The organism is Actinoallomurus purpureus (genome assembly GCF_024055795.1).
Lineage (GTDB): Bacteria > Actinomycetota > Actinomycetes > Streptosporangiales > Streptosporangiaceae > Actinoallomurus > Actinoallomurus purpureus.
In genome coordinates, this window is the sequence record NZ_JAMXMY010000020.1 from 165,514 (window position 1) to 179,801 (window position 14,288).

General features: G+C 71.2%; 14 protein-coding genes. 3 read left to right on the forward strand and 11 right to left on the reverse strand.

Annotated features, from left to right (window positions below):
* Positions 1-124: 124 nt before the first annotated feature.
* The 3 genes from NE236_RS31695 to NE236_RS31705 are packed head-to-tail and all read right to left on the reverse strand — an operon-like array spanning position 125 to position 3,740.
* A complete protein-coding gene (locus tag NE236_RS31695) occupies positions 125-1,807 on the reverse strand; it encodes a hypothetical protein (RefSeq protein WP_252845879.1) in 1,683 nt (560 codons plus the stop codon).
* Complete coding sequence (locus NE236_RS31700; protein WP_252845880.1) at positions 1,804-3,135, reverse strand: O-antigen ligase family protein; 1,332 nt, start codon at positions 3,133-3,135, stop codon at positions 1,804-1,806. The genes NE236_RS31695 and NE236_RS31700 overlap by 4 nt, the downstream gene beginning before the upstream one ends.
* Complete coding sequence (locus NE236_RS31705; protein ID WP_252845881.1) at positions 3,132-3,740, reverse strand: hypothetical protein; 609 nt, start codon at positions 3,738-3,740, stop codon at positions 3,132-3,134. Before NE236_RS31705 ends, NE236_RS31700 begins: the two co-directional genes overlap by 4 nt.
* A 104-nt stretch (positions 3,741-3,844) precedes the next feature.
* Between NE236_RS31705 and NE236_RS31710 the strand changes: the two genes are divergently transcribed.
* A complete protein-coding gene (locus tag NE236_RS31710) occupies positions 3,845-4,471 on the forward strand; it encodes a hypothetical protein (RefSeq protein ID WP_252845882.1) in 627 nt (208 codons plus the stop codon).
* Positions 4,472-4,475: 4 nt separating this feature from the next.
* Positions 4,476-5,480: a right-handed parallel beta-helix repeat-containing protein gene (locus tag NE236_RS31715; RefSeq protein ID WP_252845883.1), complete on the forward strand. Its 1,005-nt coding sequence runs from the start codon at positions 4,476-4,478 to the stop codon at positions 5,478-5,480.
* Between the two features lie 190 nt (positions 5,481-5,670).
* Here NE236_RS31715 and NE236_RS31720 read toward each other — a convergent pair whose 3' ends face one another.
* From NE236_RS31720 to NE236_RS31745, 6 genes are all read right to left on the reverse strand, one after another.
* The gene (locus tag NE236_RS31720) at positions 5,671-6,519 is read right to left on the reverse strand and encodes a class I SAM-dependent methyltransferase (protein ID WP_252845885.1); all 849 of its coding nucleotides are present in this window, start codon (positions 6,517-6,519) and stop codon (positions 5,671-5,673) included.
* Complete coding sequence (locus tag NE236_RS31725) at positions 6,512-7,231, reverse strand: YveK family protein (RefSeq protein WP_252845886.1); 720 nt, start codon at positions 7,229-7,231, stop codon at positions 6,512-6,514. Before NE236_RS31725 ends, NE236_RS31720 begins: the two co-directional genes overlap by 8 nt.
* An 85-nt stretch (positions 7,232-7,316) precedes the next feature.
* The gene (locus NE236_RS31730) at positions 7,317-8,573 is read right to left on the reverse strand and encodes a nucleotide sugar dehydrogenase (protein WP_252845888.1); all 1,257 of its coding nucleotides are present in this window, start codon (positions 8,571-8,573) and stop codon (positions 7,317-7,319) included.
* Positions 8,570-9,331 carry a WecB/TagA/CpsF family glycosyltransferase gene (locus NE236_RS31735; RefSeq protein ID WP_252845890.1) on the reverse strand — a complete coding sequence of 254 codons (762 nt, stop codon included), beginning with the start codon at positions 9,329-9,331 and terminating at the stop codon, positions 8,570-8,572. Before NE236_RS31735 ends, NE236_RS31730 begins: the two co-directional genes overlap by 4 nt.
* Positions 9,289-10,443, reverse strand: coding sequence for a hypothetical protein (locus NE236_RS31740; protein ID WP_252845891.1), 1,155 nt, complete (start codon positions 10,441-10,443; stop codon positions 9,289-9,291). Before NE236_RS31740 ends, NE236_RS31735 begins: the two co-directional genes overlap by 43 nt.
* Positions 10,440-10,979: a class I SAM-dependent methyltransferase gene (locus tag NE236_RS31745; protein WP_252845892.1), complete on the reverse strand. Its 540-nt coding sequence runs from the start codon at positions 10,977-10,979 to the stop codon at positions 10,440-10,442. Before NE236_RS31745 ends, NE236_RS31740 begins: the two co-directional genes overlap by 4 nt.
* A 490-nt stretch (positions 10,980-11,469) precedes the next feature.
* On the opposite strand from NE236_RS31745, the gene rfbC reads away from it, so the two are divergent.
* On the forward strand, positions 11,470-12,072 hold the full coding sequence (gene rfbC, locus NE236_RS31750) for a dTDP-4-dehydrorhamnose 3,5-epimerase (protein ID WP_252845893.1): 603 nt from the start codon (positions 11,470-11,472) through the stop codon (positions 12,070-12,072).
* A gap of 11 nt (positions 12,073-12,083) precedes the next feature.
* On the opposite strand, the gene NE236_RS31755 is transcribed toward rfbC, so the two are convergent.
* Positions 12,084-13,103: a TolB-like translocation protein gene (locus NE236_RS31755; protein ID WP_252845894.1), complete on the reverse strand. Its 1,020-nt coding sequence runs from the start codon at positions 13,101-13,103 to the stop codon at positions 12,084-12,086.
* Positions 13,076-14,287: an MFS transporter gene (locus tag NE236_RS31760; RefSeq protein WP_252845895.1), complete on the reverse strand. Its 1,212-nt coding sequence runs from the start codon at positions 14,285-14,287 to the stop codon at positions 13,076-13,078. Before NE236_RS31760 ends, NE236_RS31755 begins: the two co-directional genes overlap by 28 nt.
* Position 14,288 lies beyond the last annotated feature (1 nt).

Below are 14,288 nucleotides of genomic sequence, written 5' to 3' on the forward strand. Positions count from 1 at the left end.
ACACGAAGGGCGCCATGTCAGCACCCCGCGCGGCTCAAAGTCGCCCCAAGGGCCAGTCGCGGGTTGGCAGGGGAAGCGATCATGCGCGTAGCCTACAGACGCCAGAACAGGTCAAGCCGATCGGTCAGGGGCGGGCCGCGATCTCGAGGATGGCGAGGAACGCGGCAGTGGCCTCGCCGGGGCGGCGGGCGCCGCTCAGCATCTCCTCCAGCCACTGCTCGCGGACGAGGCCGGTGGCGGCGACCGGTTCGAGCAGGTCCGGATAGGCCCTCCAGTAGCGGACGAGCAGTTCGGTGACGGTCGGCACGCCGACGCCGGGGTTGCCGCTGTTCCGGACGCGCTGCCCGACCTTGCGGCTCGCCCGGCGCGCGAAGTCGTACGACGAGCGCAGCGGGCCGCGCGACGGCAGGGTGTCCGGCCGGATCCCCGTGTCGAGGGGGATCCTCGCGAGTTCGGGGTCGAGCTCCATCAGCACCCGCGCGTTGAACCGCGACCCGCGCTTGTCCTCCGGGGCCAGCGACCGGGCGGCGGCCAGGAAAGCGGGGTGCAGCAGCGGGCTGAGCGTCACGTAGCGCAGGCACGCTCCCGTGAGCGTCGCGCCGACCCAGCGATGGGCGCGTTCCCGCACGTAGAACTCGTCGGTCGCCGTCAGCCAGTCGGTGTCGTAGGCGGCGAACACGTCCTGGAGAGCGGCCAGCGTGGCCGCTTCGGTCTCGGCCGCGTACTCGGGGTGGAACATCGCCGGGTCGGCCGGCTCCAGGGTGAAGACGCGCCACTTCGCCAGGCGATCGACCAGTGCCGGGGTGGGCCGATGGTGCTGCCGCTGCGCCGGGTAGTAGAAGGCGCGGGCCATCTCCCCGCCGAAACCGTTGATCCGTGGCTCGCCCGGGGCCCGTGCCTCCGCCCAGTCGAGCACGGCGAACGCGATGGGGCTGCCGAGCCCGTCGCTGCGCAGCGCCGCGCGGTGCACGAGGTTGTACGCCTCCGCGGGGTCGAGCGCGGCCAGGCCGCCGAGGTCGATGACGTCGCGCCGCAGGCCGTACGCCTCCGCCAGGCGGGTGGCGATCGCGTGGTCCCGGCTCTCGGCCGAAGAGAGCGTCAGCGCCCGCAGCCCGCGCCGGCGGCCCGGCGGGACGGCGGCGAGGAGCACGCGCGAGTCCAGGCCGCCGGAGAGCTGCAGCACGGCGTCGGGATGCTCGTCGAGCCCGCGTTCCACGTCGTCGCGAAGGACGCGCGCCGTGTTCCGGACCGGATCGGCCGCCGGTTCGAAGACGGGCACCGGGTAGGGCTCCTCGTGCAGCCGCCCGCCGGTGAGCCGCCAGCGATGGGCGGCCGGCAGCTTGGTGACCCCCTCGTACGGCGTCGCGACGCCCAGATGGTGGCCGATGAGCCGGTACGCCCCCAGTGCCCGCAGGTCGAGCGGAGCCCCGGCGATCCGGGCGAGGAGCCGCGCCGAGGTGGAGATCGCCGCCCAGCCGTCGCCCCGTACCCCGTAGATGTGGCGAAGCCCGAGATGGTCGGTGGCGGCCGTGACGGTGTCCCCGTCGACGAGCACGGCGGCGTACGGCGCCGCGATGTCGCCGAGGCCGTCCCCCGACCGCAGCCGGTCGGCGAGATCGCCCGACGCCGGCGGCCCCTTCGCGTGGTCGCGCGGCCCCAAGGACAGCGCGATTCCCGCGCCGGCGCGCGGCTCACCGGTGGCCCAGACGACGCCTCCGGGGAAGGACAGCCTCGCCGAATCGGGTCCGAAGGGGGCTTCCGCCGTCCGGCCGGACACCGCGAGGAAATCGCCACATGTGATCATCATTGGGTGCTCCGGATCGGTTCGGACCGCGCTGCGGCGGACGGCTCCGCCGCGGCCCGTGGCCGCAGCAAGCGCCACAGGGCGCCGCAGCAGCCCAGGATGAGAAAGGTGAGGCCACAGGTCATCGGGAACGAGGCGGCGTCGAACACGCCGAAACTGAAGGCCGCGACGGCGACGCACGCGGCCAGGCACTGGGCCAGATGCCGGACCCGCGGATCGTCGCTCATCTTGCGGGCCTGCCGCGCCAGCCACCAGCCCGTGCCGAAGAGGCCGAGGAGGGCGATCACGCCGGCCGCCCCCATCTCCACGAGCGTGACGAGGTACTGGTTGTCGAAGATCCGGTAGAACTGCGGCAGGAACGTCCCGAATCCGCGGCCGAACCACGGGCTTCGCGCGAAGTAGTGCGCGGCCGCGTCATAGTCATGCGTCCGGTAGTTCGTGCTGCTGTCGTTGCCGATGTGGGTGATCAGCGACTTCACCGTGCCGAGCAGGCCCGGCGTGAGCACGTACAGCGCCGCGCCGAAGCACACGACGACCACGTACGCGCGGCGTCGGGATCCGGCGTCCCAGGTGGGCAGGATCACCACCAGCGTGATGAACGCGGCCAGCACGGCCGACCGCGAGACGGTCATCATCATCGCCGCGGCGATGACGATGACCTGCGCCCACCGGATTCCCCGGCGCCCCTCCGGCGCGAACCGCGCGCCGTGGATCGCCAACGGCAGGAGCAGCCCGAGCACCACACCGAACTCGATGGGGTGGATGGCCGTTCCGGCGGGCCGGTTGAACTCGTCGCGCGGCACGGAGGAGAAGATGTGCACCTGCTGGACCAGACCCGGAACGTGGATATAGCGGGCCAGGTCGAGGCCGGTAAAGAACTGCGTGACCCCGACGACACCCAGCAGCCCGCCGATCGTGGACATGCGGCGGTGCAGCACCTCGAGATTGTCCACACGCTCGACGCAGTCCGCGGTCAGCAGCGCGATCCCGGCCCAGCCGGCGGCGATGATGAGACCGCGGTCGGCGCCGTTGACCTCCAGCACCTGGAGCGGCCTGGTCATGGCCATGACGTAGCTGAGCAGCACGGCGATGAGGAAGGCGCCGATCGCGAGGCGCAGCGGCTGCCGCTCACGGGCGACGGCCGACCGCGGGCTCAGCCAGGCGAAGCAGTACCAGAGGAAGTAGAGCACGGCGAGGACGCCCGCAGGGGTGCCCGCGGCGCCGAGCGAGCTGATGGCGTACTGCGATGGAATGAGCAGCAGGATGAGCACGTAGGCGGTGAGGATCGTGACCGGCGCCGTGCGCGCCAGCGGCCGGTGGATCTCCGTCACCGTGCCGTCCGCCGTCGATCGGTCACGGTGTCCACCACGACGGGAAGCGCGACGCACAGCAGGAGTTCGACGCCGACGACCATGACGAGCAGCCGCACCTTCTCCTTCGGCACGCGCCGCGGCTCCTGGCTCACCGCGATCACACGGGTGCGCACCTTGGCGCGCTCGGACATCCCCGACTGCATCGTCGCGAGGCGCCGGGGGATCTCCGCGAGCAGCGCGTCGAGCGTGGTCTGGATGTTGCGGGGGTTCACGCCGACGACCTCGACCTCCAGTGCCGGCTCCGCGTACACCGGAGCCGGGCTCAGCGTGTACGCGCTGTTGAAGCCGTGCCTGCGCAGGCTCTCGACCGTACGGACGTCCATCACGGCGCGGCCGACCGCCTCCGCGGAAATGTGCAGCGAATCGGCGAACTGCTGATAGGGATTACCGCCAGCCTCTTTTGTCTGAATGGGAGAGGACAAAAACAGCACGCTCGCGGTGCCCTGATACGTCCACGGCAACACCGTGTAGAAGAACGCGACCCCGCCGAACGACAGGAGCAGGAGAAGGAGCGTCAGCCACCACCATCGCGTCAGAGCGCGAAGAGTTCCGAGTAGATCCATCAGCCCCGTTCCCCCACCCGCATGGACCCATCCACAATAGATTTAGCCGGACTTCCGCGCTATCGGGCCGCCGACGTATTCGTGTGCGAAGATGGCAGGAGCCGATGACCATACAAGATTTCGCCCTCCTGCTCTGGCGGCACCCGGTGGTGGTCCTGCTGGCGATATTCGTCACCGCCGGTGCGGCGTTGCACATCGTGACCGAGCGGCCCGCATATGAGACCCGCGCGGTGGTCAATTTCCTGATGCCGGGCTCGACCGGCTTCGAGAACTTCAACATCAGCCTCGTGGTCGAGGGCGCGGTCACCGCGCTGTCGCTCGACTCGCAGGAGGGCACGGCGCGGGTGCGCCGCCAGGGCGGCACCGCCGCCTACGACGTCGTGCTCGCCAACCGGGGGAACGACGAGCAGCCGGTCCACGACCAGCCCTACGTAACCCTGATCGTCAACTCTCATGACCCGACCCAGGCGTCCCGCACGCTCGCCGTCCTCATCGGCGTCCTCGGCGCCGACGTCCGCGATCGGCAGTCGGCGGCCGGGGCCCGTCCGGACGCGCTCATCACGACCCATGTGGTGGCGAGCTCCGACCGGCCGATCCCGCTCGTCAGCCGCCGGACGCGCGCGCTCGCCGCGATCGGGGCGGCCGGTCTCCTGGCCATGCTGATCGGTGCCCTGATGGCCGAGCGGCGTCCACGCCTCCGGATCCGCCGCCTCCTCCACTCCCAGGGGTGACGCCATGACCGGCCACGCGCGCTTAACGACGGCGATCGTCATCGCGGCGGTCGCCGCGACCGCGTCGGCGGTGCTCGCCGGCTGGGCGGCACAGGGCTCGCCGTCCTCCCGTGGAGCGCGACCGGGAGCCACCGCGGCATCGCCTGGAGCCTCCGCGGTGGGCAGCGGAACGACACGGCCGCGCTCCCAGGTGCCCTCGCTCCAGGTCAGGTCGGGGCCGCGGTCGCCCGCCCCGCCGCGCTGGCCCGACGCCGCCACCACCGGAGTCCGTCCGGGCATCCGGCTTCAGACACGGACCGGAACGATCAAGGTCATGACGGACGGCGCCGTGCTCGACGGGCTGGAGGTCCACGGCGACATCGTGGTCCTGGCCAGGAACGTCACCATCCGCAACTGCCGGGTCATCGGCGCGGGCGACTGGGCGATCCTGCAGCGCATGGAGGCCGGAAGCGGCGGGCTGACCGTCGAGGACACCGAGATCTCCGGTGGCGGCGGCCGCCCGCTGGAGTTCGGCGTGCTCAACTTCGCGGGCGACCTCACGGTCCGGCGGGTGAACGTCCACACCATGATGTCGGCCGTCCAGACCAGCCAGGGGCTCATCGAGGACTCCTACTTCCACGACCCGAAGGACTTCCCTGGCGCGCACGTGACCCTCGTGGCGTCCGGCAGCGGCCCGCGTCCGGGCATGACCTTCGTCGTCCGGCACAACGCGATCCTGAACCCCGGCGGCCAGACCGCCGCCGTGGCGCTCTACCAGGACTTCGGCCTCAACCACGACGTCCTCGTCCAGGGCAACCTGCTCGCCGGCGGCGGCTACACGGTGTACGGCGGAGCCGGCAAGTACGGCCGGCCGCACCACATCCGGTTCATCGGCAACGTCTTCAGCCGCCGCTACTTCCCCAAGGGCGGGGCGTTCGGCTGGGGCACCACCTGGGACGGATCAGGCCCCGGCAACCAGTGGAAGAACAACACCTGGGCGGACACCAGCGAACCGGTCCCACCGCCGTGATCCCCCGCCACGAGGCCGTGCCTGGTCGTTTGACGGTGTGGTCCGCAGCGACCTGTTTCGTTCTGAGCATTCTCTTCAGGAGAGAAGATTCTCCTCTGAAGAGAATGCGCTGACCGGTCACCGTCGAGCCCGCCACCCAGCACGGAAGCCGCGAGTCTCGATGGAGGATGACAGCAGCCACATCGATCCGCTAGACGCGGCGAAGCCAGATGGAGCCGGGTTCCTCGCGGGCCAGGGCGGGCGGGACGCGGTCCGGGTGTTCCTTCCAGAGCCATGAGGAGAACAGCAGCACCTCCCAGTCGGCGTTGCCGACGAGGAACGCGTGCAGCAGGTAGTTCTCGGTCCAGTCGCGGCCTTCGCGCAGCCACGCCTCGGGGTATTCGAACGGCCAGAACACGTCGTGGATGTGCACCACGACGCCCGCCGCCAGGCGCGGCAGCACCTGGAGGTACAGCCAGACCACGTCGGATCCGGCCTTCGCGACGTGCGTGGAGTCGATGAAGAGCACGTCACCCGCCCCGAGCGCGTCGTACGCGGTGAGGGGGACGTCCTGGACCGGCCGGGTCAGGAGCGTCACCGGGTCGCCTTCGCGCAGCACCGACAGCAGCCGGTCCGGGTACGGCTCGACGCAGCTCACCTCCAGGCCGGGCAGGTGGGCGTCCGCGGTGTCGAGGGCGAGGGCCGTGCTGTGCCCGGAGCCGATCTCCATCACGCGTTCGGGCCGCAGGTGACGGAGCATCGCCCGGTAGACCGCCCCGTCGCCGGCGCCGTACATCGGGTTGTCCGGCGCGTAGCGCGGCCCCTCGAAGGGCTCGGCCATCATCGGGGCGAGGGCCTCCGCGAGGGCGAGCTGGTCGCCGGTTCTCAGGTCGACGCCGGGCATTGCGGGCGACGCCCGCCACTCGAGGGCCCTCCGCACATCGGACGGGGCCGTCAGCGGGGAGTAGAAATGCCCGGGCGGCATCCAGGATGGGCGGGTCAGGGCGGCGGACAGTGCCCGCGCCGTGCGGCCCGCGCGCCGCAGCATCGGGTTACGCATGGTCGTCCGCTCTCTGGTGGCCAGGGTCCCCCGGCCGGCTCTCCAGCCATATGGCCTCGTAGTCGATCGCCCCGGCCGGTACGTCCGGAGACTGTGGCGGCGCGGCCGGCGGGCCGGTGCCGCGGCGGCGATCCGCCAGCGCATGGACGAGCAGTAGCAGGCCGGCGGACGCCCCGAGCGCGGCGGCGAGGAGCTCGCCGAGCAACTGGATCTTCGGTTTCCGGACACGGAGCGGCCGGTCGGTCGAGTTGACGACGTCGGCGGTGATGCGCGCGTCGGGTTTCAGCCCGCTCTGCAGCGTCTCGAGCTGGGAGTTCACCGCCGCGATGAGGGCCTTGAGCGTCGTGCCGGTGGTGCGGGGATCGGAGCCGGTCACCGTGATCGAGAGCACCGGTCCCGCCGAGTCGGGGGCGACGCCGACCGTGTAGCTGGCGGTGTATCCCTGTTTGCGCAGGGACTGCACCGTCTGATCGTCCATCAACCGGCGTCCCACGACCTCGGCGGACACCGTCAGCGAGGAGGCGAACACGAGGTACGGATTGCCGCCGGCCTGCTTGGCGACGATCCGCGAGGAGAGCAAGACCATGCTTGCCTCTCCCTGGTAGGTCCACGGCAGGATCACCACGCCCGCTCCCAGGCCGGCGACCGTGAGCGCGAGCAGGACCGACGCGAGCCGCCACCGGGCGCGGACGGCACGAAGTAAAACCCTCATCGGTCTCCTACGGTCGCGGGCTCCCCATCACCCTGCCACGGCACGGTCCGCCGTGGAAGGGACGTCGGCCGTGGCCGTTCGCCGGTCACAGCCGCTCCACCTGGGGGCCGGCCAGGCGGCGCCGGCAGTCGAGGACGAGAGGGGCGTGCCGGATGATCTCGTCGACGTCGAACGCGTCGTGGTCCGTGACCAGCACGACGATGTCCGCGGCCGCGAGCTCGTCCGGGGTGACCTCGACCCGGCGGACGATGCCGTCCACGGGGGTGGCCTCGACGACGTGCGGGTCGGCCCCGCTCACGCGCGCGCCCATGGCGGTGAGCAGTTGGGCGGCGCGTACGGCGGGCGACTCACGTGCGTCTCCGGTGTTCTTCTTGTAGGCGAGCCCGAGCAGCAGGACGCTGGATCCGTTGACGGGCTTGTGGCAGGCGTTGAGCGCCGTGCTGACCCTTTGGACCACGTAGTCGGGCATGTGGCCGTTGATGTCGTTGGCCAGCTCCACGAACCGGAAGTTCTGGCCGAGCGCCCGTTCCACCCGCCACGAGAGGTACGAGGGGTCGATCGGCAGGCAGTGCCCGCCCACCCCGGGTCCGGGGGTGAACGGCATGAATCCGAACGGCTTGGTCGAGGCGGCGTCGATCGCCTCCCACACGTCGACGCCGAGCCCGTGGGCGAACATCGCGATCTCGTTGACCAGCGCGATGTTGACGTGCCGGAAGGTGTTCTCCAGCAGCTTGGCCAGCTCGGCCGTACGCGGCGACCGCACCGGCACCGTCGTCTCCACGATCGTGTCGTAGAAACTCCGCACGGCCTCCCGCGATGCCTCGTCGATACCCGAGACGATCTTCGGTGTGGTGACGAGGGTCCAGGTCGCGTTGCCGGGATCGATGCGCTCCGGGCTGTAGCCGAGATGGAAGTCGGTGCCGGCGATGAGACCGGATCCGTCCTCCAGGAGCGGCGCCACGAGCTCCTCGGTGGTGCCCGGATAGGTCGTCGACTCCACGATGATGGTGGCACCCGGGCGCAGGTACCGGGCGAGCGTACGGGCCGCGCCCTCGGTGTAGCTGAGGTCGGGCAGCCCCTCGCGCAGCGGCGTCGGCACGGCGATCAGTGCGACGTCGAAGCCACCGCACGCCCGCGCCTCGGCGGACGCGTGGAACGTACCGGCGTCGAGCACCGCCCGCAGATCCTCGGGCCCGACGTCCTCGATGTAGGACTCGCCCGCGGACAGCGCCTTCACCCGGTCCCCGTCCACGTCGTACCCGACCACCTGGTGGCCGGCCTGTGCCGAGCGGACGGCGAGTGGAAGTCCGACATACCCGAGCCCGACGACGACGACCTTCATGATGTGCCCCGGAGCAGTTCGCGGGCCAGGAGGGCCAGGAATTGGACATTGGTCGTGAGGTATCGCGGGCCGAGCCGCATCGGCTCCTGAATGGCCCGGTAGAGCCACTCGAGGCCGTGCCGGCGCCACCAGACGGGGGCACGGCGGACCTCGCCCGCGAGGACGTCGAAGGACCCGCCGACGCCGTGGATGACGAACGCTCCGGTGCGCGGTCCCCACTCCTTCTCGAACAGCTCCTTCTTCGGCGAGGACATCCCGAGGAAGAGCAGATCGGCGCGGGCGTCGCGGACGGCCTCGGCGACCGCGGGCGCCTCACCGGCCGAGAAGTATCCGTTGCGGGCACCGGCCACCTGCAGTCCCGGGTACCGCCTGCCGACCTCGGCGAGCATCCGTCTTAAGACGGCGTCACGCGCCCCGAGGAAGTAGACCCGTTGGCCCCGGCGCGCGGCCTCGGAGAGCAGCCCGATGAGAAGGTCGATGCCGGCCACCCGCTCGGGCAGCGGCTGCCCGAGGAGCCGGCTCGCCCAGACGACCGACTGCCCATCGGCCAGCACGAGGTCGCAACCGCTCACCGCCGCGTGAAGCCGGCGGTCGCTGCGCATCCGCACGAGCTTCGCGGCGTTGACGCAGCCCACCGTGATCCGTTCCCGGCGTTCGACGGCCGTGACACACCGGGCCACGGCCTGGTCGACGGTCACGGCGTCCAGCCAGAGTTCTAGGACTCGACGCCGCTCCCGTTGCTGAGTTCCCCGTTCCATCGCCCCTCCAGGTTGTGTGCCGTGAGCCACGCGTAGAGAAGCCACCCGAACTCATACGGGCGGCACTCCCGGTCGATCACGACCGGGCGGAAGATGCGGTCGAGGAGCGGCAACCGCGTGCCGGGGTGGAGCCGTGCCGACAGTGCCCGGACACCGCGGACCATCTTGCGCGGATCGCCTCGGGCGACCTTGCGCCAGGTCAGCGCCAGCTCGTCGATCACCAGTGGTTCACGGGTCTCGGGCGGGCGGACCATCCAGAGCAGGCCCTTGCGGATCGCGTCGACGTGCGCCGTCCCGCCTGCGTCGGCGAGGTCGAGGAGCGCCATCGGCCCCATCGCATGCTGGTGAACGCTGTAGACCGGGTAACCCTCGACGACCGCGCCGGTCCGCGCGTCGTAGTGCCACCACCACTGGCCGCCGTCTCCCTGCGCGGCGCAGATCATCGCCGCCGCCTCCTCCGCGGCCTTCAGTGCCTCCGGGTCACCGAGCCGCGCGAGAGCCTGGATGGGGTACACCTGGTCGGCGAAGGAGCCGACGTGCGCGCGGTACCACGGGACCAGCCCCGGCCCGTCCAGCCCGTGCGGATACAGGACGTCGCGGCCGGCGAGCAGGCGCGCGCGGGCGCGTTCGAGATGCCCGTCCGTCACCCCGGCGGCGACGAGGGCGGAGACGACCCAGGCCGCGTCGACGGTCAGCACGGGAGCGCCGGTGACGTCGAGCCGCGTCAGATGGTCGAGAGCGTAGGGCAGGTCGGCGTGTCCTGCCTCGGCGGCCGCCCAGCAGACGAGTGCCACGTCGCCCAGGCCCGTCAGCAGGCTGAGCCGGCGCATGAGGCCGTCGATGAGGTCGTTCACCGTGTCCCCGTGCAGGATGATGCGCTGCTCGTCGAGGGGCAGCGCACGCATGCCGAGCGCGGCGATCGCCGCGTAGCGGAGGCTCCGCCCGACGGGCCGCGCGCCCTCGCCGCTCCGGGTGAAGACGAACTCGCCGTCGACGTGGGACGCGCGCAGGCCCGGCACGGCCAGGTCGAGCAACCGGCGCACGAGGGCGGCCGCCTCTCCGTCACGCCGGGTGATGATGTCGAGCCGCGACCCCTCCGGCGGCCCTTTCACGCCTTCACCGCGATCAGCGACTTGACCAGCCCGGCCATGCGCTCGGCCCGGATCTGCGAGCCCGGAAAGTAGAACGCCAGCTCGGTACGGCTCACGAGTTCCACGCTGAGCGCGGTGCGCAGAGCCGTCGCGCGGTCCGCGGGTGGGGTGTGCACCAGTGGCCAGTGCCGTGCGACCACCGTCCGGGCCGCGGCCGGCAGGAACTGAAACCCGGGGAACAGCCAGTGCGGCTCCACCGGGAAGTACCGGTACGGCGTCTGGATCCAGTGCCGGTCGGCGAGACGGTGTACGGCGTCCGCGAACCGCTGCCGCCGCTCGTGTCCTCCGACGTGCTCGAGGACGGAATTGGAGATGACCAGGTCGTACGGTCCGCCCAGGATCGAGTCCGGCAGTTCACAGGCGTCGGCGCGATCGGTCTCCATCCATTCGGGCAGGACCGCAGGGGGCGATTCGAGGTTGACGAGGTGAACGTGCGCCGGGCGCACCGGCGCCCGCAGCCACGCGTCGGCGGTGCCGCCGAGATCGATGACGGACATCTGGCCGATCTGCGGAAACGTGGCCTTCAGCCAGGCCCATCGGCGGGCCCGATAGCGTGCCCCGAACGAATTCGGGGCGTCCACAAAACTGGTCCGAAACTCGTGCAGGTGACCCACGCGAACTCCCCGTCCCGCACCGGGGATTCGGGCATGCCTTCAATACATTTACGGCAGCCCAAAGGCACACCAAAGGCATCGCCCGATCCAGCGGAGCGGTGGACACATGAACGCGCCCATCCTCTCTCTCACTACATGTACGGCGATATACGACAAACGCATGAAATAGTGGCCGAGATCGGCCAGCCTGCCAGGTAATCCGGGACGATGCCGAGACAGGCACTCACCCTCAGTGAGGGCGGCTGCACATCTACGACTCACCAGAATTGCATTCGATTTGGAATTCACTGACGGATCCGTTGACAGCACCTTGCCGATAAGCCAATGTCGAATTCCGGAAACCTCAGTACGAGTTGCGAAACGGGGAACCAGAGTGGATCCGATCGGCATCGCCGGCGCGTGGCTCTTCACTCCACAGATCCATGGCGACGAACGCGGATTATTTCTCGAATGGTTCCAGGACGCCGAGTTCTCCGTCGCTGTGGGTCATCGGCTGACGATGCGACAGGCCAACTGCTCGGTGTCGCGGCGCGGCTCGCTCCGGGGCGTTCACTTCGCCGACGTGCCGCCGGGGCAGGCGAAGTACGTCACCTGCCTGCGGGGCTCGGTCATCGATGTGGTCGTCGACATCCGGACCGGCTCCCCCACTTTCGGCCGCTCGGCCGTGAACCGGCTCGACGACCGGACACGGCGCGCCGTCTACATCGCCGAAGGGCTCGGGCACGGCTTCCTCGCGCTCAGCGATGAGGCGGTCGTCGTCTACGTCGCGTCGGAGCCGTACGCCCCGGACCGCGAGCACGGGATACACCCGCTCGACCCCGCCCTCGGCATCGAGTGGCCGCGCGGCATCGAGCCAGTGCTGTCCCCGAAGGACGCCGCCGCCCCGTCCCTGGCCGAGGCCGAACGGGCCGGTCTCCTCCCGTCCTACGCCGACTGCCTGGCCTACCAGGAGAAACTCCGCTCCGACACGCTGTGAGCCGGCGCCCCCTAGCGCACCACGGTCGGCGAGAAGGCGTTCCTGAGCAGCAGGCGAGGGGCGCCCGTGCCGTCCGCGGGCACCGTCCAGACGTCCGTCGTCCCGCCGTCCAGCCGTCCGTACATCACCGTGTGATCGTCGAGCCAGACCGCCTGGTCGTCCACGCTCCGCGTCTCGGCCAGGGCGATCTCCCCCATCGTCCGCAGTTCGAGAACGTGCAGCCGCCAGGGCCGCGACGGATCGCCGGTCGCCTTCTTGAAGACCAGACGGGTCCCGTCCGGGGACAGCGACGGGCATTCGACGTTCTCGCGCAGCGTGCGCATCGTCCGGGCGGCGACGTCGCCCTCGACCAGGTATGTCCGGCCCTTCGTCCGCACGGTCGCGTAGAAGTGGTCGTCGTCGGCGGCGAACGTCACCCCCCAGTAGTTCACGTCGGGCGATCGGTAGGGCTTCCCGTCCTTGAGGAGGGTGAGGTCCTCGATGCTCGCGATCACCCGCCCGGTGCGCATGTCGAGGATCCCGGTCCGCGTCGACAGATCGGGGCTGGTGTAGGAGTCGCCGCTGACGAAGACCGTCCAGGACACCATGCGCCCGCTCGGTGACACGCGCGCCCGGCTCGGCGCTCCGGGCAACTGGACGCGGCGAACCTCGTGCAGCCCGCGGTCCAGGATCACCGCGAAGATCTTGGGAACGGCGGCGCGCCGCACCGTGAGGCACACGCCGGTGCCGGCCGAGGCGTAGACCCGCACGCAGTTCAGCCCGCTGAGCACGCGAGACCCGCCTGGATGAACGAGGGGCACCGACGCCAGCACGCCGTTCGAGCCCGCGTTGCGGAACAGCAGCCGGCCACGGTCATCGAGCCGGATCGCCGCCGGCCGGGCCGTCGCCGCACCGCCCCGGCCGGCGGCCCGCAGCACGTACGCGGTCGCGGCCAGCGCGAGCAGCGCCGCAGCGGCGAGGACCACCCACGCCCGCCGCCCGCCGACGGCACCGCCTCCCGCGCTCATCGGGCCGCCCGGAGCAGCGGCCACGCCGCCACGATCGCCACGCCCAGGCCGGCGGTCGCGGCCGTCACCGCCGCCGGCCTGCCCCACGCCGTCCACGCGGCACCGATGAGAACCGAGGACACCAGCCGGGCGAGCGCCTGCGCCGTCTGCAGAACGGCCATGCCACTGGCCCGCACCGGGCCGGGCAGCAGCGGCCCGGCCGCCGCCATCAGCACGCCGTCGGTGGCCGCGTAGAAGGCGCCGTGCAGCGTGAGCACGCAGGTGAGCAGCACCGCTCCGGCCAGCGGCCCGCGCAACAGCAGGTACGCGCCGAGCAGCAGCACGTGCCCGCCGATGAAGACCGCCCGGCGCCCGGCGCGGTCGGCCAGGCGGCCGAACGGGACCGCCAGGGTCAGGAAGGACGCCGCCGTTCCCAGGGGCAGCAACGGGAAGTAGCCGGCCGCGATGCCCAGCCGCCGCTGCAACAGCAGGTAGACGAACGAGTCGCTGATGGTGCAGGCGCCGAGCAGCGCGGCCGCCAGGCACATCAGGGCGAACCCCGGCCGCCCCAGCGGCCTGAGCGACATCGCGGCGCGGGGCAGGGCACGGATCGGTGGATCCCGTACGAACGCCACCAGCAGGACCACACCGAACACCGCGACGCAGCAGCTGACGACGAAGACCGCGTCGTAGGCGCCCGGAGCCGCCCACAGCACGGCGAAGGCGGCCAGCGGCCCGGCGAGCGCGCCGGCCGTGTCCATCGTCCGATGTACCCCGAACGACAGCCCGAGGTCGCGGGGCGCGCTGCTCGCCGCGATGAGGGCGTCCCGCGGTGCCGTGCGCAGTCCCTTGCCGGTGCGATCGGCGGCCAGCACCGCTCCCAGGGCGACGGGAGAACTCCCCGCGACGAGCAGGCCCAGCTTGCACGCCGCCGACAGGGCGTAGCCGAGACCCGCCACGAGCCGGTGGCGCTGTGACCGGTCCGCGAGCCGTCCTCCGACGAGCCGGATCAGCGCGGTCACCCCGGCGTACATGCCGTCGAGGACGCCGAACTGCAGGGGTGTGAGGCCCAGCGACAGGACCAGGTAGAGCGGCAGGACCGCGGTGATCATCTCTGACGAGACGTCGGTGACGAGGCTGACCGCTCCCAGGGCGACGATGTTGGGCGCGACGAGCCGCCAGACGCGCATCGCGCGTGCGGCGTTCCCGAGCCCCGCCGAGACGTACACC

Excerpts from the sequence above, each read along its gene's own strand:
- NE236_RS31710 (WP_252845882.1), top strand. The coding sequence starts at position 3,845 with ATGACCATACAAGATTTCGCCCTCCTGCTCTGGCGGCACCCGGTGGTG.
- NE236_RS31735 (WP_252845890.1), bottom strand. The coding sequence starts at position 9,331 with ATGGAACGGGGAACTCAGCAACGGGAGCGGCGTCGAGTCCTAGAACTC.
- NE236_RS31720 (WP_252845885.1), bottom strand. The coding sequence starts at position 6,519 with ATGCGTAACCCGATGCTGCGGCGCGCGGGCCGCACGGCGCGGGCACTG.
- NE236_RS31695 (WP_252845879.1), bottom strand. The coding sequence starts at position 1,807 with ATGATGATCACATGTGGCGATTTCCTCGCGGTGTCCGGCCGGACGGCG.
- NE236_RS31725 (WP_252845886.1), bottom strand. The coding sequence starts at position 7,231 with ATGAGGGTTTTACTTCGTGCCGTCCGCGCCCGGTGGCGGCTCGCGTCG.
- NE236_RS31705 (WP_252845881.1), bottom strand. The coding sequence starts at position 3,740 with ATGGATCTACTCGGAACTCTTCGCGCTCTGACGCGATGGTGGTGGCTG.
- NE236_RS31715 (WP_252845883.1), top strand. The coding sequence starts at position 4,476 with ATGACCGGCCACGCGCGCTTAACGACGGCGATCGTCATCGCGGCGGTC.
- NE236_RS31745 (WP_252845892.1), bottom strand. The coding sequence starts at position 10,979 with ATGTCCGTCATCGATCTCGGCGGCACCGCCGACGCGTGGCTGCGGGCG.
- NE236_RS31730 (WP_252845888.1), bottom strand. The coding sequence starts at position 8,573 with ATGAAGGTCGTCGTCGTCGGGCTCGGGTATGTCGGACTTCCACTCGCC.